Annotated in this window: 14 protein-coding genes; 6 read left to right on the top strand and 8 right to left on the bottom strand. The window is 62.2% G+C overall.

From position 1 onward, the window contains the following. The first annotated feature begins 238 nt into the window (after window positions 1–238). Window positions 239–1,534 carry a glycine betaine monooxygenase oxygenase subunit gene (gene gbca, locus Q1W70_RS12400; RefSeq protein WP_166592024.1) on the top strand — a complete coding sequence of 432 codons (1,296 nt, stop codon included), beginning with the start codon at window positions 239–241 and terminating at the stop codon, window positions 1,532–1,534. A 730-nt stretch (window positions 1,535–2,264) separates the two neighbouring features. Here the strand turns inward: gbca and Q1W70_RS12395 are convergent. From Q1W70_RS12395 to Q1W70_RS12365, 7 genes are all read right to left on the bottom strand, one after another. Next, window positions 2,265–3,239: an RHS repeat-associated core domain-containing protein gene (locus tag Q1W70_RS12395; protein WP_302098850.1), complete on the bottom strand. Its 975-nt coding sequence runs from the start codon at window positions 3,237–3,239 to the stop codon at window positions 2,265–2,267. Between the two features lie 66 nt (window positions 3,240–3,305). After that, window positions 3,306–4,076 (bottom strand): electron transfer flavoprotein subunit beta, encoded by a 771-nt coding sequence (gene etfB / locus Q1W70_RS12390; protein WP_166592022.1) that lies wholly within the window; start codon window positions 4,074–4,076, stop codon window positions 3,306–3,308. A 15-nt stretch (window positions 4,077–4,091) separates the two neighbouring features. After that, a complete protein-coding gene (gene etfA / locus Q1W70_RS12385; protein ID WP_302098849.1) occupies window positions 4,092–5,312 on the bottom strand; it encodes an electron transfer flavoprotein subunit alpha in 1,221 nt (406 codons plus the stop codon). Continuing rightward, window positions 5,312–7,261, bottom strand: coding sequence for a dimethylglycine demethylation protein DgcB (dgcB, locus tag Q1W70_RS12380; protein ID WP_185818101.1), 1,950 nt, complete (start codon window positions 7,259–7,261; stop codon window positions 5,312–5,314). Before dgcB ends, etfA begins: the two co-directional genes overlap by 1 nt. A gap of 163 nt (window positions 7,262–7,424) precedes the next feature. Next, window positions 7,425–9,485, bottom strand: a complete 2,061-nt coding sequence (gene dgcA / locus Q1W70_RS12375; RefSeq protein ID WP_166592019.1) for a dimethylglycine demethylation protein DgcA — start codon at window positions 9,483–9,485, stop codon at window positions 7,425–7,427. A gap of 15 nt (window positions 9,486–9,500) precedes the next feature. Beyond that, entirely contained in the window at window positions 9,501–10,031 is a 531-nt protein-coding gene (locus tag Q1W70_RS12370) for a DUF5943 domain-containing protein (protein WP_008033249.1), read from the bottom strand. A gap of 213 nt (window positions 10,032–10,244) precedes the next feature. Further along, window positions 10,245–11,222: a dipeptidase gene (locus tag Q1W70_RS12365; RefSeq protein ID WP_095147212.1), complete on the bottom strand. Its 978-nt coding sequence runs from the start codon at window positions 11,220–11,222 to the stop codon at window positions 10,245–10,247. Between the two features lie 234 nt (window positions 11,223–11,456). Here Q1W70_RS12365 and Q1W70_RS12360 point away from each other — a divergent pair, with 234 nt between their 5' ends. Together Q1W70_RS12360 and Q1W70_RS12355 are read left to right on the top strand one after the other, a co-directional pair. Further along, entirely contained in the window at window positions 11,457–11,855 is a 399-nt protein-coding gene (locus tag Q1W70_RS12360; protein ID WP_166592017.1) for a lysozyme inhibitor LprI family protein, read from the top strand. 43 nt (window positions 11,856–11,898) lie between these two features. Next, window positions 11,899–12,315 carry a DUF3010 family protein gene (locus Q1W70_RS12355; RefSeq protein WP_302098848.1) on the top strand — a complete coding sequence of 139 codons (417 nt, stop codon included), beginning with the start codon at window positions 11,899–11,901 and terminating at the stop codon, window positions 12,313–12,315. A gap of 20 nt (window positions 12,316–12,335) precedes the next feature. Here the strand turns inward: Q1W70_RS12355 and Q1W70_RS12350 are convergent, their stop codons facing one another. Then, window positions 12,336–13,283, bottom strand: coding sequence for a GlxA family transcriptional regulator (locus Q1W70_RS12350; protein ID WP_182342699.1), 948 nt, complete (start codon window positions 13,281–13,283; stop codon window positions 12,336–12,338). Between the two features lie 194 nt (window positions 13,284–13,477). On the opposite strand from Q1W70_RS12350, the gene Q1W70_RS12345 reads away from it, so the two are divergent. The 3 genes from Q1W70_RS12345 to Q1W70_RS12335 all read left to right on the top strand — a co-directional run bounded on the left by Q1W70_RS12345 (window position 13,478) and on the right by Q1W70_RS12335 (window position 16,505). Continuing rightward, a complete protein-coding gene (locus Q1W70_RS12345) occupies window positions 13,478–14,422 on the top strand; it encodes a choline ABC transporter substrate-binding protein (protein WP_166592014.1) in 945 nt (314 codons plus the stop codon). Between the two features lie 87 nt (window positions 14,423–14,509). Continuing rightward, window positions 14,510–15,397: a 3-dehydrocarnitine:acetyl-CoA trimethylamine transferase CdhC gene (gene cdhC / locus Q1W70_RS12340; protein ID WP_265536904.1), complete on the top strand. Its 888-nt coding sequence runs from the start codon at window positions 14,510–14,512 to the stop codon at window positions 15,395–15,397. Window positions 15,398–15,539: 142 nt separating this feature from the next. Further along, a complete protein-coding gene (locus Q1W70_RS12335; RefSeq protein ID WP_166592012.1) occupies window positions 15,540–16,505 on the top strand; it encodes an L-carnitine dehydrogenase in 966 nt (321 codons plus the stop codon). Window positions 16,506–16,531: the final 26 nt, after the last annotated feature.

Genomic DNA, 16,531 nt, shown 5'->3' with positions numbered 1-16,531 from the left:
CGTATAGCGCTGACCGGCCATTTACCTATCTGCGACATTCACATGCTTATCGCGACCAGCCCCTTGCTACCGGGGGTTGAGCGTCGGGAACAGAGTGGGCCATGTCGCTCGTGGATAAGGTTCTGGGCGGCTGCAGCCCCACACTCGCCTCAACAGATAAACACTGTTTATGTCTTGCGTAGCAACCGTATCAGCCACTATTCGCCGGCCACACAGAATGGCCTTGAGGACTCAATCGATGGACGTCACCGCAAAAATCAGCCTGGGCGATCCGCTGGAACCCGCACGCAAGGCCACCGCCCAGATGTTGCAGGAACGTGAGCGCACGTTCTCGCTGCCCCAGCCGTTCTACTCTGATGAGCGGCTGTTCGATATCGACATGCAGGAGATTTTTCAGAAAGAGTGGTTGATCGCCGGCATGACGTGCGAAATCCCGACCAAGGGCAACTACCTGACCCTGCAGATCGGCAAGAACCCGATCATCGTGATCCGCGGTGCCGAGGGGGTGGTGCATGCCTTCCACAACGTCTGCCGCCACCGTGGCTCGCGCCTGTGCACCAGCGATAAAGGCAAGGTGGCCAAGCTGGTCTGCCACTACCACCAGTGGACCTATGAGCTGGACGGTCGCCTGCTGTTTGCCGGCACCGAGATGGGTGACGACTTCGACATGAAGCAGTACGGCCTCAAGCCGGTGAATGTGAAGACCGCGGGGGGCTATATCTTCATCAGCCTGGCGGAAAACCCGCCAGCCATCGATGACTTCCTGTCGACGCTGAACCACTACATGGAACCGTACGATATGGAGAACACCAAGGTGGCGATCACCACCACCTTGATGGAAAAAGCCAACTGGAAGCTGGTGCTGGAGAACAACCGCGAGTGCTACCACTGCAACGCCTCGCACCCGGAACTGCTGAAAACCCTGCTCGAATGGGACGACGTCACCGACCCCCGTGCCGACCAGGCCTTCAAGGACCACGTCGCCGCCTCTGCCGCTGCCTGGGAAGCCGAGAAGATTCCGTACGCCCACGCCAGCTTCGGCCTGCGCAACCGCATTGTGCGCATGCCGCTGCTCAAGGGCACCGTGTCGATGACCCTGGACGGCAAGCAAGGCTGCAAGAAACTCATGGGGCGCATCCAGAACCCGGACCTGGGCTCGATGCGCATCCTGCACCTGCCGCACTCCTGGAACCACTGCATGGGCGATCACATCATTGTGTTCACCGTGTGGCCGATCAGCGCCCAGGAAACCATGGTCACCACCAAGTGGCTGGTGCACAAGGACGCCGTCGAAGGCGTGGACTACGACGTCGACCGCATGCGCCAGGTCTGGGACGCCACCAACGACCAGGACCGTCGCCTGGCCGAAGAGAACCAGCGCGGCATCAACTCCACCGCCTACCAGCCAGGGCCCTACTCCAAGACCTATGAGTTCGGCGTGGTGAACTTTGTCGATTGGTACAGCGAGCGGTTGCTGAGCAACCTGGGCGCTGAGCCTGCGCCTTACCTCAAAGGGGTTCCGGTTCAAGGCTGACGCCACCGCCCGTGTAGGCGCGAGCAAGCTCGCGCCTACACGGGGCTTGTTCGCAACTTCCGTTAGAACTGTACGAAATATGATCTATTGCGTTCAGAGCTATATTGCACGTGCCTCCCAGCCTTCAGTAAACAAGTTATCCACACCTCCACCCACAGCTAATGGGGACAACTGTGGAAATGCTGCCGATTTTCTCCACAGAAACTGAAGAAAATCCGTGACTTATCCAAATGTGTGGTTTTCACCGGTGATTGGTTGTTTTTTGATCGAAAGCCTGCAAGCCACGGCCTGTATGGCTCTTACCAGATCGCAAACACCTTATCCACAGAAGCGCCAACAGACTTTGGGGGCAACTTGTGCACCGTCGCCCTGTTGTGTGGAAAACCCTGTCCAGACAGCAGATTTCAAGGCGTCCAGAGTGCATTGAGGGGTATAAACAGGCATTTGGTTATTTATTGACCAAAATCTTGAAAGGCCCGATTAATAAGGCTCACAGCCAATAGCGAACATCTTATCCACAGAAGCGCCAACAGAGATTGGGGGCAAGTCTTGAACCCGGCAGCGCCTCATCCACTGAAAAAAGCTCGAAAAAACAAGCAATAGCACTGGTTGTTTTTCGTACAAAGGCCTGCAGGGCTTGCTGTGCAGGGCGTGTAGCGATGGGCGAACATGTTATCCACAGAAGCGCTAACAGGGATTGTGAGTAATTCATCCGCAACGACTGAACCGACTAGGATGACTGACGTATAGAGCCGGCATCAGTCACCAGGCTGGACGTTTGCCCAGGGGCGTCTGGGGAGCTCACCACGACCTGCTGTAAAGGAACATCAGGAGCTCTCCCCGGCACCTGACCCGGCGCTTGCCTGCGGAGCAGGTTCCACCCACTGGCCTCCTTGGTCGCCTCCCACAACACACGCCACCTTGACTGCCCATTGCTGGCGGCGGTGGCCATCCATGTCCGAGCAATAACGTAATTCTGCTTGAGCGCACCGCCCCCCGTCAGAACCTGGCCGGCAATGACCCCCACGCTCGAACCCAGCGACATACTGGTACCGGGCATCTGCGCAGCCACCGCCGCAGGAACACCGATTGCACGAGACGGCACACTCGTCGCGCCCCCCCAGAAACTCATCGCGTTGCCAATACGCGTCAACATGCTTTGAGGTTTGCCGGCGACGATTGCTGCCGCCGCCCTGTTGATCGCCGCCCCGGCAAAGATGGAATTCAAAGCAGTGCCCACAACATTCCCCAGCAGCGATAACCACGCCCTGCCGGAGGGATCAACCCGGTTCATGGGAGAGCCCGAACAATACGCATACGGGTTCAGTCCCCCCTTACCAAACGGACTCAACCGATCCGGGCTGTGGAACCGCATCAACAGCGGGTTATAGACCCGATGGCCATTGCCCAGGTGATACCAGCCAGTAGGACGTTCTTTGAGCTGCCCATTGAAGCCCAGGCCCGCACTCGTCGGCCTCAGGCTACTGGGCGAACCATAGGGGGTGTAAGCGCGAAGGTTCGGACCGCTGCAGTCCAACTCGGCGAGGATGGATTGTTGCAGGTCGGTGGCCAGCAACAGGATGCGCGGTTGCAAGACCGTGGCTGGCGGTAAGCGGACAGGAATTGGTGAGTTACCGGTAACGTGCATCAGGCAGCCTCGCATCGATCCAGACGCCCCGCAGCACGCCTGCGGGGGCTCATCCATGCTCATCAACCTAACAAAAGCGCATTGAATGCAACACTAGCAGTTCTGCTAGGAACGCCGTCAGAACTAGCGAACAACGCCCTCTTCGACCAGCAACTTGAGGATCGCCTCGGCACCTTCCTGGGCAGTCACGCCCTTGAGCACCTGGCCACCGCCACCGCTGGCCTTGGCCGTCGCGGCTTTCATACGGTCGGCACCGCTTTTGGCCTTGATCACCTTCAAGCGTTTGGGCCGTGGCTTGGCCGGTTGCAGGGTGGCGACCGCCAATAGTTCATCGTCGACGATCTCCACGTCCTCGGCCTGCAACACCCCGCGCCGGGCCGGGCCGTAGGCGCTCTGGCGTGGCTTGGGTGCGGCGTTATCCACCGTCGCCAGGAACGGCAGGCGCACCTTCAAGCGACGGCGTTGACCGCGGGGCAAGGCTTGCAGCACCAGCGCAGACGCGCCGTCGATCGACTCCACCTGCGCCAGCCCCACCACCAGCGGCCAGCCGAGGCTTTCAGCCAGCAGGAACGGCAACATGCCCGAGCCTTCACCGGTTTCCGCCTGGCTACCGGTCAGCACCACCTGGGCTCCGGCATCACGCAAGTACGCGGTCAAGGCCGGCAGCGCATCGGCGCCTTCCGGTTGTTCCAGCACATGCAGCTGTTCCAGCCCCATGCCCAGGTAAGCGCGCAGGGCGGGCTCGGCGATGTCGCCGGCATGCAGCACCTGCAAGTTATCCCCAGCCAGTTGCAGACCCAGTTCCACCGCCCGCGCATCCTGCTCCGCGCGACGGGGCCGACCGGAAGTCGGGTGGGCGCCGATGGAGACCAGGCTGATGATTTTCGTGCTCATAACCCTTTCCTTCCCTTAAGCCGCATCGCGCTTGGCTCCGTTGCGGTAAGCCTCTACCGCCGCGATCAAGGCGTGAAGAATCTCGGCGCTCTCGCCGATCACCGACAGGTCGGCCCGCTTGATCATGTCGCACCCGGGATCCAGGTTGATCGCCACCACCTTGTCGCAGGCACCGATGCCCTGCAGGTGCTGGATCGCCCCGGAAATCCCCACCGCCACGTAGACCCGTGCGGTGACCCAGGTGCCGGACGCCCCGACCTGCCGGTCGCGGGCCATGAAGCCGTCGTCCACCGCCACCCGCGAGGCGCCTTCGGTGGCCCCCAGCGCAGCGGCGGTCTGGTGGAACAACGCCCAATCCTTGACCCCGTTACCGCCCGAGAAGATGAACTCGGCTTCGGCCATCGGAATTGCTGCCGGGTCCACTGCCACCGCCCCCAGATCCTCAATCCGCGAGAGACTGCGCGCGACGGTTGTGGATAACTCCACCGGCAAGGCTTCGTGACGGGTTTCGCTGACCGGTTCGGCGCATTCGACGGCGGCCAGAATCAAGCGTGCGAGCGGACGAGCAAGGTCTTGCAAGCCGGCGCCGGCACGGCCGATGCACGCCTGGTCCTTGACCTGCCAGACCCGCGTGGCCGGGCGTTCGCCCAGGGCGGCGGCGAAGTGCCGACCCAGTTCACCGCCACCGGTGCGACTGTCCGGCAGCAACCAGTGACGCGGGCTGAACTGGTTATCCACAGCCCGCAGGCCCTGGACCCGTTGTTCCGGTGCATAACCGCTGAACTGCTCGCCTTCGAGCACCAGCAAGCGATCAACGCCAGCCGTGGCGAAGGCGCTCTCTTTGTGTTCGCCGAAGACCACGGCCAGGACCGCGCCGTCCTTGCCGGCCAATTGATGCGCCAGGCCGAGCAAGTCGCGGTCATGGCTGCTCAAGCGGCCGCCGACCATGTCCGGCACCACGCTGATGTAAAACGCCGGTGCAGGCACCTGATGCAACGGCAACTGCACTTCAACGGCGGCCGTACGCTTGGTCGCGCCGCCCTGCTGCGCGCCACTGCGGTCGATGCGCTTGACCCCGTTGGGGCCGATGAAGCCGACTCCATGGGGATTCTTGCGGATGACGCCGTTAGGCCCCATCCAGCTGTGTTGCGCCGGTTGCATGGCCGCGTGCAGCGGGTGCAGGCGGTTGCGGGCAATCCATTCAGCACGGGGGTCGCGGCGGATAATCTCGCTCATCAGTGCAACTCCGCAGGTTCACGTTGGGCCGGCGTGATCGGCTTGCTGGGTGCCTGGTCTTCCAGCAGCGCATCGGCCACCAATTCGGCAATGTCCTTGATCAACGGTCGCGGCTCGACCACGCCTTCCAGCATCGCGGTGCACTGCGGGCAGCCCACGGCCACCAGTTCGGCGCCTGTTTCGCGGATGTCTTCCATGCGCATGTCCGGAATCCGCTGCTTGCCGGGGATGTCCGTGATCGGCGCGCCGCCGCCACCGCCGCAGCAGCGCGAGCGGAAGCCGGAGCGTTGCATCTCTTTGACTTCGATACCGAGGGCGCGCAGCACTTCACGCGGTGCCTCATATTCGCCGTTGTAGCGGCCCAGGTAGCACGGGTCGTGATAGGTCACGCTATTGCCTTTGTGCTGGCCGAGGTTCAACGCACCGGCACCGATGATTTGTGCCATGTAGGTACTGTGGTGCTGTACCAGGTAATTGCCATCGAACGCGCCGTACTCGTTTTTCAGCACGTGGAAGCTGTGCGGGTCACAAGTGACGATACGGTTGAAGCGGTATTTGGCCAGGGTCTGGATGTTGCGTTTGGCCAACAGTTGGAAGGTCGCTTCATCGCCCAGGCGTCGGGCCACGTCACCGCTGTCGCGCTCTTCGAGGCCAAGCACGGCGAAGTCGACTTTGGCCGCTTTCAGCACTTTGACGAACGCGCGCAGCGTGCGCTGGTTGCGCATGTCGAAGGCGCCGTCGCCGACCCATAACAGCACGTCGGTGGATTGCTTCTCGCTGAGCAGGTTCAGGTTCAGGTCCGCCGCCCAGTTCATCCGCCCGCCAGGGGCGAAGCCGCCCGGGTTGTCGGTGGCGATCAGGTTTTCCAGGACCTCGGCACCCTTGTTCGGGGTCGCGCCTTTTTCCAGGGTCAGGTGCCGGCGCATGTCGACGATAGCGTCCACGTGCTCGATCATCATCGGGCATTCTTCGACACAGGCCCGGCAGGTGGTGCACGACCACAGGGTCTCGGCGTCCACCAGACCGTTGACGATCGGCTGATGCGGATTGCCTGCATGTTCGCCGATTGGCTTGCCTGGGTACGGGCTGCCGGCGAACTTGGCGTCGGTGCCACCGGCCAGGCCGACCACCATGTCCTGAATCAGCTTTTTCGGGTTCAGTGGTTGGCCGGCGGCAAACGCCGGGCACGCGGCTTCGCACTTGCCGCACTGCACGCAGGCGTCAAACCCCAGCAGTTGGTTCCAGGTGAAATCCTTGGGTTTTTCCACGCCCAGCGGTGCGCTTGGATCGTTCAGATCCAGTGGTTTCAAACCGGTGGAGCGACCGCCACCAAAACGCTCGGCGCGACGGTGCCAGGCCAGATGCAAGGCGCCGGCGAAGGCGTGCTTCATCGGCCCGCCCCAGGTCATGCCGAAGAACAACTCGGACACGCCCCACAGCACCCCCAACCCGAGGATCGCCACCACCAGCCAGCCACCGAAATGCTCCGGGAGAATGCCCGCCACTGGCAGGGTCACCAGGAAGAAAGACGCCGAGAACGCCAGCAGGCTCTTCGGCAAACGCATCCACGGGCCTTTGGACAACCGGGCTGGCGGGTTGCGCCGGCGCAGGTAAACGAAGATCGCCCCCACGAACATCACTGCCGTCATCAACAGCAGCGCATACCCCAGGAAACGGTTATGCAGGCCAAATCCGTGGACCAGGATCGCCAGCACCGCCGACGCGACAGCGCCGCCGGCCGTGGCGACGTGGGTATTGGCGATGTATTTGTCCCGCGCCACCACGTGGTGCAGGTCGACCATGTAGCGCTTGGGCATGGCGAGCAGGCCGCCGATCAGGTCGACTTTCGAAGCCCGGCCCCGACGCCACATGGCCACCCGCCGCAAGGCGCCCAGGACAGCCAGGCCCAGGGCAGCAAACAGCAGGATGGGAAGAATTGTGTTCAACATGGGTGTTGCTCCCAAAGACCTCAGGGTCTTAACGATCTGGATACCTGACCCGACTCCTGTGGGAGCGGGCTTGCCCGCGATAGCGATAGGTCAGTCAACATTGGTGTTGAATGTGCTGCCGTCATCGCGGGCAAGCCCGCTCCCACATTGGTTTGGCGTCGTATCAGAAATCCTTGCACAGCCGCAGGGCGTCATAGATCGCAGCATGCGTGTTGCGCTGGGCCACGCAGTCGCCGATGCGGAACAGCAGATAACCGTCGCCGCTCTGTTCCAGGCAAGGCTGGGGCTTGATCGCGAACAGGGCTTCAACGTCCATCTGGCCCTTGTTGCGCGAACCTTCCTTCAGCGCGTAGTAGATTTCTTCATCCGGCCGCACGCCGTTTTCCACCACCACCTGGTCGACCACCCGCTCCTCCTTGGCGCCGGTGTATTCGTTCTCCAGCACGGCAATCAGCTTGTCGCCTTCGCGGTAGACCTTTTCCAGCATCATGTCGCCGGTCATGATCACTTCCTTGGGGTACATGCTGCGGTAGTAGGTCGGGAACGACGTACCGCCGATGGCCACGCCGGGCTTGATGTCGTCGGTGACGATCTCGACCTGGCAACCCTTGTCGGCCAGGAAGTCGGCCACCGACATCCCGGTGAATTCACAGATGGTGTCGTAGACCAGCACGTTCTTGCCGGGCGCCACCTTGCCGTCGAGCACGTCCCAACTGCTGACCACCAGGCCTTCGGCCGCGCCCCAGTGTTCGTTCTGCTCCAGGAACGGATGCCCGCCAACCGCCAGCACCACCACGTCCGGACGCAGGTCGAGAATGGTCGCGGCATCGGCCGCCACACCCAGGCGCAGGTCGACTTTCAGGCGTGCCAGTTCCAGCTGGAACCAGCGGGTGATACCGGCGATCTGGTCCCGTTGCGGGGCTTTGGAGGCCGTGGTGATCTGCCCACCGATGAGTTCCTTCTTCTCGAACAGGGTCACGTCATGGCCACGTTCCGCCGCGACGCGCGCAGCTTCCATCCCGGCCGGGCCGGCACCGACCACGACCACCTTGCGTTTCGGCCCGGTGGACTTCTCGATGATGTGCGGCACGCCCATGTATTCACGGGACGTCGCGGCGTTCTGGATGCACAACACGTCCAGGCCCTGGTACTGCCGGTCGATGCAGTAGTTGGCCCCCACGCATTGCTTGATCTGGTCGATCTGGCCCATCTTGATCTTGGCGATCAGGTGCGGGTCGGCGATATGGGCGCGGGTCATGCCGACCATATCGACATAGCCGCCTTCCAGAATCCGCGTGGCCTGGTTCGGGTCCTTGATGTTCTGCGCGTGCAACACCGGAACCTTGACCACTTCCTTGATCCCGGCCGCCAGGTGCAGGAACGGCTCCGGTGGATAACTCATGTTGGGGATCACGTTGGCCAGGGTGTTGTGGGTATCGCACCCCGAGCCGACCACACCGATGAAATCGAGCATGCCGGTGTCGTCGTAGTACTTGGCGATCTGCTTCATGTCTTCGTGGGACAGACCGTCCGGGTGGAACTCGTCACCGCACAGGCGGATGCCGACACAGAAGTCGTCACCGACCTCGGCACGCACTGCCTTGAGCACTTCCAGGCCAAACTTCATGCGGCCTTCAAAGGTGCCACCCCACTCGTCAGTGCGCTTGTTGACCCGCGGGCTCCAGAACTGGTCGATCATGTGCTGGTGCACGGCCGACAGCTCGACGCCGTCCAGACCGCCGGCCTTGGCCCGACGCGCGGCCTGGGCGTAGTTGCCGATGACCCGCCAGATTTCTTCCGGCTCGATGGTCTTGCACGTGGCGCGGTGTACCGGTTCACGGATGCCCGACGGCGACATCAGGGTCGGCCAGTTAAAACCGTCCCACCGTGAGCGGCGGCCCATGTGGGTAATCTGAATCATGATCTTGGCGCCATGCTTGTGCATGGCGTCGGCGAGGTTCTGGAAGTGAGGAATGATGCGGTCGGTGGACAGGTTGACCGAGCTCCACCATTCCTGCGGGCTGTCGATGGCCACCACCGACGAACCGCCGCAAATCGCCAGGCCGATCCCGCCCTTGGCTTTCTCTTCGTAATACTTGACGTACCGATCGGTGGTCATGCCGCCGTCAGTGGCATACACCTCGGCGTGCGCGGTGCTGAGCACGCGGTTGCGGATGGTCAGTTTGCCGATCTGGATCGGCTGGAACATTGCTTCGAAAGCCATGGCAGGATCCTCGACTTACAACGGCTTGACGGTGAACAAGCCGTCGTCGTGGCCTTCTTCGGAGCCACCGTAAACCTGTTCGGCGACGGTGCGGATCTTGCTGCCGCGCGCCTGCAGGATCTGGTCCATGGCACCGGCAAACCAGCCAGTGAACATGTAGTCGACCTTGCGTCCAACCTTGCCGTACACATAGACAAACGCCGAGTGCTCGAGCTTGACGCTGGCGGTGCCTTTGTCGAGGTCAATGTCCTGGATCTTGAACAGGCCCCAGCCCCGTTGCGACAGGCGCTTCATGTAGTGCTCGAACACCGCGACACCTTCCAGGCCGTGGCATTCGGCTTCCTTCTCGCACCAGTGCCAGGCGGACTTGTAGCCGGCCTTGTAGAGGATTTCGGCGTAGGCGTCGGCACCCAGTACTTCTTCGATGCCCATGTGGTTATTGACGAAGAAATGGCGCGGCACGTACAGCATCGGCAGGGCGTCGGAGGTCCAGACACCGGTCTCGCTGTCGACTTCGATTGGCAATTGCGGGGCGATCTTGGCCATGGAAACTAAACTCCAGAAAATTCGTGGTCAGTGCTTAGCAAAGCTTTTGCTTTGCTCTTATAAACAAGCTGTGTGAATGACTTTGGAGCCGTAGCGAGCACGTCGAGAGCAAGGAAGGACCGGAGCGACAAGCGAGACAGTACGGGACGTACGGCGAGCTTGGCGCGAGGACCTGACGCAGCTATCGGCGAGCGGAGTAGGCTCCAGAGTTATTCACTCGCCCCAGACGTCTTTGAGAACGTTGACCCAGTTCTCGCCCATGATCTTGCGCACCACGCGCTCAGGATGGCCGCGCTTGAGCAGGGTTTCGGTCAGGTTCGGGAACTCGCCCACAGTGCGGATGCCCAGCGGGTTGATGATCTTGCCGAAGCTGGTCAGGCGGCGGGCGTAGCCCTTGTCGTGGGTCAGGTATTCGAAGAAATCCTGGCCATGGCCCTGAGTGAAGTCGGTGCCGATACCGATGGCGTCTTCGCCGACGATGTTCATGGTGTATTCGATGGCTTCGGCGTAGTCGTCGATGGTCGAATCGATGCCCTTGGCCAGGAACGGCGCGAACATGGTCACACCGACAAAACCGCCGTGGTCGGCAATGAACTTGAGCTCTTCATCGGACTTGTTGCGCGGGTGCTCCTTGAGGCCCGACGGCAGGCAGTGGGAGTAGCAGACCGGCTTTTTCGATTCGAGGATGACTTCTTCCGAGGTCTTGGAGCCGACGTGGGACAGGTCGCACATCACGCCGACGCGGTTCATCTCGGCGACGATCTCCCGGCCGAAACCCGACAGGCCGCCGTCACGCTCGTAGCAACCGGTGCCCACCAGGTTCTGGGTGTTGTAGCACATCTGCACGATGCCAACGCCGAGCTGCTTGAACACCTCGACATAGCCGATCTGGTCTTCGAAGGCGTGGGCATTCTGGAAGCCGAAGAGGATCCCGGTCTTGCCCAGCTCCTTGGCCTTGCGGATGTCGGCGGTGGTGCGCACCGGCATCACCAGGTCGCCGTTCTCGCGGATCAGTTTCTGGCTGGCGGCAATGTTGTTGACGGTAGCCTGGAACCCTTCCCACACCGACACGGTGCAGTTGGCCGCGGTCAGGCCACCTTTGCGCATGTCTTCAAACAGCTCACGGTTCCACTTGGCAATGATCAGCCCGTCGATAACGATGCTGTCGGCGTGCAGTTCGGCTGGGCTCATCAGGCTGTCCCCTTATTGGCGATTCATGCGCCGAATCGTCTGCCGGCGCTTTGGGTCAGCATATGCCTCGGTGCCTGGGCAGCCGGGTGCAAAAACGACAGGGGGTTTGCCGAAAGCGTCAATCCACGACAAAGGGTCACATCACCACCGGTTTGCCCGTCTGTTCTTTACCCCGCGCTTGGGCCAGAATCCGCCGCATCACTGAATGCTTCACGGAATTGGGACGACAGCTCAATGAAATCGATCTTCTTCGCATTGGCACTGATCGCGACCGGGGTACAGGCAGCTGAAGACGCTGACAACAACCCTTGTGATGCGGTCGAAAACGACATCCAGACCCTGGAATGCTCGGCGTACAACAAGACCACCGCCGAACAACTGCTCAAGGACAACTACCAGGGTTTGCTGGAGCGGTTCAGGGCTGAATACGCAGGCAACAAGACTCAGTTGGCGGACATCACCGGCAAACTGCAGGTCGCCGAACAACTGTGGATCAAGTCGCGGGACGCCGATTGCGCGATCGCGCCATTCCCTGCCGCCGTGGGCAGCAAGGCCTACATCATCGATCAGAACGACTGCCTGGCGAACAAGAGTGACGAACGCTCGGAGTTCCTGGAGTCACTGGCTCAGTGACGCAGCCACACCCCTCAACAACTGACTGAAAAAGGCGACCTCCATGAAACTCTGCGGCATCGAAATCAAAGGCAGTGAAGCGATCATCGCCGTCGCCTCCCTCGACGGCCAGGTGCTCAGCCACGTCGCCCTTTCCACCAAGAAAATCGCCCTGGACGATGACGACGACGCCGCCCACGTCAAACTGTTCGCCGCGCAAGTCGCAGCATTCGTCCGCGAGAACTCGATCGACCGCATCGCGATCAAAAAGCGCAGCAAGAAAGGCGAGTTCGCCGGCGGCCCGACCACCTTCAAGATCGAAGGCATATTCCAGCTGCTCGACAGCTGCGAAGTCACCCTGCTGTCGCCCCAGACCATCAACGCGCAGGCCAAAAAACACGACTTCGCCCTGCCGACCACCCTCAACAAGTACCAGCATGAGGCCTACAAGGCGGCGTGTTCGGCCTTGATGAAGTCGTAGGAACAGAACAAACCTCATCGCTAGCAAGCCGTGCGCTGGCTCCGATCCTCTCGCGGACAGCGCTCGAACCGGGCCCGGTAGCTGCGGGTGAAATAGGACGGCGATTCAAAGCCGCAAGCGATGCTCACCTCCAGGACGCTCATGTCGGTCTGGCGCAGCAGTTGCCGGGCCTTTTCCAGGCGCAGGCCCAGGTAGAAATTGCTCGGGGTGTCGTTGAGGTGCAGGCGGAACAGACGCTCCAGCTGGCGCCGGGTAACTTTGATCGACTCCGCCAGTTCCAGGGTGCTCAGGGGCGGCTCGCTGTGCTGCTCCATCTCGCCAATCACCTGCACCAGCTTCTTGTTGCTGATGCCATAGCGCGTGGCGATCTGCATGCGCTGGTGGTCCTTGCGCGGGCGAATGCGCCCCAGCACGAACTGCTCGCTGACCTCGATCGCCAGCTCCGGGCCGTGGGCCTGGGCGATCAGGTCGAGCATCAGGTCGATGGACGCCGTACCGCCGGCCGAGGTGATACGCCGACGGTCGATTTCGAACAGCTCCTGGGTCACGCTGAGCTGTGGATAAGACTCCTTGAACGCCTCGATGGCTTCCCAGTGCAGGGTCACCCGATGGCCGTCCAGCAGACCCGCCTGGGCGAGGACAACACTGCCGGTATCGATCCCGCCGAGGGTGACGCCCTCGTGATCGAGGCGGTGCAGCCAGTGCTCCAGCGCCGGGTCGACGAACTTCAGCGGTTCGAAGCCGGCGACCACCAATAACGTCGCCCCCCTCTTCAACGGCTCCAGCGCCGCGTCGGCGTTGAGCGACATGCCGTTGCTGGCCAACACCGGCCCACCGTCGGCGCTCAGCACGTGCCAGCGATACAGCTCACCACGAAAGCGGTTGGCCACCCGCAGCGGCTCGATCGCCGAAATAAAACCGATGGCCGAAAAGCCCGGCATCAACAAGAAGTAGAAATCCTGGGACATGGAGCGCACTCGGTTGACGGGTAGCGTGGGGACGTTGATACGCCACTTGCAACAGGCATTCAAGAGCACAGGTCGCTGCAGTGCAAGAGCTGGTCGCCGTGGTGCGCTTTCATGGGCCTTGAGCTGCGTAACTTGGCATCACCGGCGCACAAAGACGACCGGACCCACAATAACGAACTGCCGAGGAACCTGAGATGAAACGACTGATAAGCCGCTGTGTTGTTGCGCTCAGCGCTAGTGCTTTGCTGAGTTCCGGCGCCATGGCCGCCGACCCCGCCGCGTGCCAGAACGTGCGCATGGGCGTGGTCAACTGGACCGACGTGATCGCCACCAGCGCCATGACCCAGGTCCTGCTCGACGGCCTCGGCTACAAGACCAAACAGACCAGCGCCTCGCAACAGATCATCTTCGCCGGCATTCGCGACCAGCGCCTGGACCTGTTCCTCGGCTACTGGAACCCGCTGATGACCCAGACCATCACCCCGTTCGTCGAAGCCAAGCAGGTCACGGTCCTGGCTGAACCCAGCCTCAAGGACGCCCGCGCCACCCTGGCCGTGCCGACGTACCTGGCCGACAAGGGCTTGAAGACTTTCGCCGACATCGCCAGGTTCGAAAAAGAACTGGGCGGCAAGATCTATGGCATCGAGCCCGGCTCGGGTGCCAACACCCAGATCAAGGCGATGATCGCCAAGAACCAGTTCGGCCTGGGCAAATTCCAGCTGGTCGAGTCCAGCGAGGCCGGCATGCTCGCGGCGGTCGACCGTGCCGTACGGCGCAAGGAAGCCGTGGTGTTCTTCGGCTGGGCGCCGCACCCGATGAACGTCAACGTGCAAATGACTTACCTGACCGGCAGCCAGGACGCCCTGGGGCCGAACGAAGGCTCGGCCACCGTCTGGACCGTGACCGCCCCCCAGTACGCCAGCCAGTGCCCGAACGTCAGCCGCCTGCTCAGCAACCTGACGTTCACCGCCGAAGATGAGAGCCGGATGATGCAACCGCTGCTGGACCACAAGGATGCGTTCGAGTCAGCCAAGCAGTGGCTCAAGGATCACCCGCAAGACCAGCAGCGCTGGCTGGAGGGCGTGACCACCTTTGACGGCAAGCCGGCGGCCGAGAACCTGCAACTGACCAGCAAATAAACCCGAATCGATCACCGTTTCGCAGCCGAGCGTGGCTGCGAACGGGCGCCCTATGCCCCACACAACCGGCCTGAAGGAAATTACCCCATGAACCACGACGTCATCATCACCTGCGCACTGACCGGTGCTGGCGACACGACCGCCAAGAGCCCCCACGTGCCGGTCACTCCGAAACAGATTGCCGCCGCCGCGGTGGAAGCCGCCAAGGCCGGGGCCACGGTGGTCCACTGCCATGTGCGCAACCCGCAGACTGGCAAGTTCAGCCGCGACGTGGCGCTGTACCGCGAGGTGATGGAGCGCATTCGCGAAGCGGATATCGACATCATCGTCAACCTCACCGCCGGCATGGGTGGCGACCTGGAAATCGGCGCCGGCGAGAACCCGATGGAGTTCGGCCCCAACACGGATCTGGTCGGTCCGCTGACCCGCCTGGCTCACGTCGAGGCACTGCTGCCGGAAATCTGCACCCTGGACTGCGGCACCCTCAACTTCGGCGACGGCGACACCATCTACGTCTCCACGCCTGCGCAACTGCGGGCCGGGGCCAAACGCATCCAGGAACTGGGGGTCAAGGCCGAGCTGGAAATCTTCGACACCGGCCACCTGTGGTTCGCCAAACAGCTGATCAAGGAAGGCCTGCTGGACGATCCGCTGTTCCAGCTGTGCCTGGGCATTCCGTGGGGCGCGCCGGCCGACACCACCACCATGAAAGCCATGGTCGACAACCTGCCCGCCAATGCGGTGTGGGCCGGCTTTGGCATCGGTCGCATGCAGATGCCCATGGCTGCCCAGGCGGTGCTGCTGGGCGGCAACGTGCGGGTCGGGCTGGAAGACAACATCTGGCTGGACAAGGGCGTGCTGGCGACCAATGGCCAACTGGTGGAGCGCGCCGGCGAAATCCTCAGCCGCCTCGGCGCCCGCGTCCTGACCCCAGCCGAAGGGCGCAAGAAAATGGGCCTGGTCCAGCGCGGCTAAGCCCAACCTACTTCTAACACCTGTGGGAGCGGGCTTGCCCGCGAAGAGGCCGGTGCAACCAAAGCCTCTTCAGTGGTGATCCACCGCTTTCGCGGGCAAGCCCGCTCCCACAGGGATCGCCGGTATCTTTCAGGAAATCGCCATGAGCTTTATCACCGAAATCAAAACCTTCGCAGCGTTAGGCAGTGGTGTCATCGGCAGCGGCTGGGTGTCCCGCGCCCTCGCCCATGGTCTGGATGTAGTGGCCTGGGACCCAGCGCCCGGGGCCGAAGCGGCGCTGCGCAAGCGTGTTGCCAACGCCTGGGGTGCCCTGGAAAAACAAGGCCTGGCACCCGGCGCGTCACAGGATCGGCTGCGTTTTGTCGACACCATCGAAGCCTGCGTAAAGGACGCCGACTTCATCCAGGAAAGCGCCCCGGAACGCCTTGAATTGAAACTCGACCTGCACAGCAAGATCAGCGCCGCGGCCAAGCCCAACGCACTGATCGGTTCGAGCACCTCGGGCCTGTTGCCCAGTGAGTTCTACGAGGGCTCGACCCACCCGGAACGCTGCGTGGTCGGCCACCCGTTCAACCCGGTGTACCTGCTGCCGCTGGTGGAAGTGGTCGGCGGCAAGCACACCGCGCCCGAGGCGGTACAGGCGGCCATGCAGGTCTATGAATCCCTGGGCATGCGCCCCCTGCATGTGCGCAAGGAAGTGCCGGGGTTCATCGCCGACCGCTTGCTCGAAGCCCTGTGGCGCGAGGCGTTGCACCTGGTCAACGACGGCGTGGCCACCACCGGCGAGATCGACGATGCGATCCGCTTTGGCGCCGGCCTGCGATGGTCGTTCATGGGCACGTTCCTCACCTACACCCTGGCCGGCGGCGATGCCGGAATGCGCCACTTCATGGCGCAGTTCGGTCCGGCCCTGCAACTGCCGTGGACCTACCTGCCCGCCCCGCAGTTGACCGAAAAACTGATTGATGATGTGGTGGACGGCACCCGCGAACAGCTGGGCAACCACAGCATTGCGGCGCTGGAGCGCTATCGTGATGACTGCCTGTTGGCCGTACTGGACGCGGTGAAAAACACCAAGCAAAAGCACGGGATGAGCTTCAGCGAGTAATGAATCGGCTGGTCTGGCCCCTTCGC

Source organism: Pseudomonas kielensis (assembly GCF_030505375.1).
Classification (GTDB): Bacteria; Pseudomonadota; Gammaproteobacteria; order Pseudomonadales; family Pseudomonadaceae; genus Aquipseudomonas; species Aquipseudomonas kielensis.
The sequence above is the reverse complement of the archived record's forward strand: the minus strand, read 5'-3'. Positions and strand labels throughout refer to the sequence as shown.

What these genes read in the sequence shown, in the direction of transcription:
- gbca (WP_166592024.1), top strand. Translation starts at nt 239, where the DNA reads ATGGACGTCACCGCAAAAATCAGCCTGGGCGATCCGCTGGAACCCGCA.
- Q1W70_RS12395 (WP_302098850.1), bottom strand. Translation starts at nt 3,239, where the DNA reads ATGGATGAGCCCCCGCAGGCGTGCTGCGGGGCGTCTGGATCGATGCGA.
- etfB (WP_166592022.1), bottom strand. Translation starts at nt 4,076, where the DNA reads ATGAGCACGAAAATCATCAGCCTGGTCTCCATCGGCGCCCACCCGACT.
- etfA (WP_302098849.1), bottom strand. Translation starts at nt 5,312, where the DNA reads ATGAGCGAGATTATCCGCCGCGACCCCCGTGCTGAATGGATTGCCCGC.
- dgcB (WP_185818101.1), bottom strand. Translation starts at nt 7,261, where the DNA reads ATGTTGAACACAATTCTTCCCATCCTGCTGTTTGCTGCCCTGGGCCTG.
- dgcA (WP_166592019.1), bottom strand. Translation starts at nt 9,485, where the DNA reads ATGGCTTTCGAAGCAATGTTCCAGCCGATCCAGATCGGCAAACTGACC.
- Q1W70_RS12370 (WP_008033249.1), bottom strand. Translation starts at nt 10,031, where the DNA reads ATGGCCAAGATCGCCCCGCAATTGCCAATCGAAGTCGACAGCGAGACC.
- Q1W70_RS12365 (WP_095147212.1), bottom strand. Translation starts at nt 11,222, where the DNA reads ATGAGCCCAGCCGAACTGCACGCCGACAGCATCGTTATCGACGGGCTG.
- Q1W70_RS12360 (WP_166592017.1), top strand. Translation starts at nt 11,457, where the DNA reads ATGAAATCGATCTTCTTCGCATTGGCACTGATCGCGACCGGGGTACAG.
- Q1W70_RS12355 (WP_302098848.1), top strand. Translation starts at nt 11,899, where the DNA reads ATGAAACTCTGCGGCATCGAAATCAAAGGCAGTGAAGCGATCATCGCC.
- Q1W70_RS12350 (WP_182342699.1), bottom strand. Translation starts at nt 13,283, where the DNA reads ATGTCCCAGGATTTCTACTTCTTGTTGATGCCGGGCTTTTCGGCCATC.
- Q1W70_RS12345 (WP_166592014.1), top strand. Translation starts at nt 13,478, where the DNA reads ATGAAACGACTGATAAGCCGCTGTGTTGTTGCGCTCAGCGCTAGTGCT.
- cdhC (WP_265536904.1), top strand. Translation starts at nt 14,510, where the DNA reads ATGAACCACGACGTCATCATCACCTGCGCACTGACCGGTGCTGGCGAC.
- Q1W70_RS12335 (WP_166592012.1), top strand. Translation starts at nt 15,540, where the DNA reads ATGAGCTTTATCACCGAAATCAAAACCTTCGCAGCGTTAGGCAGTGGT.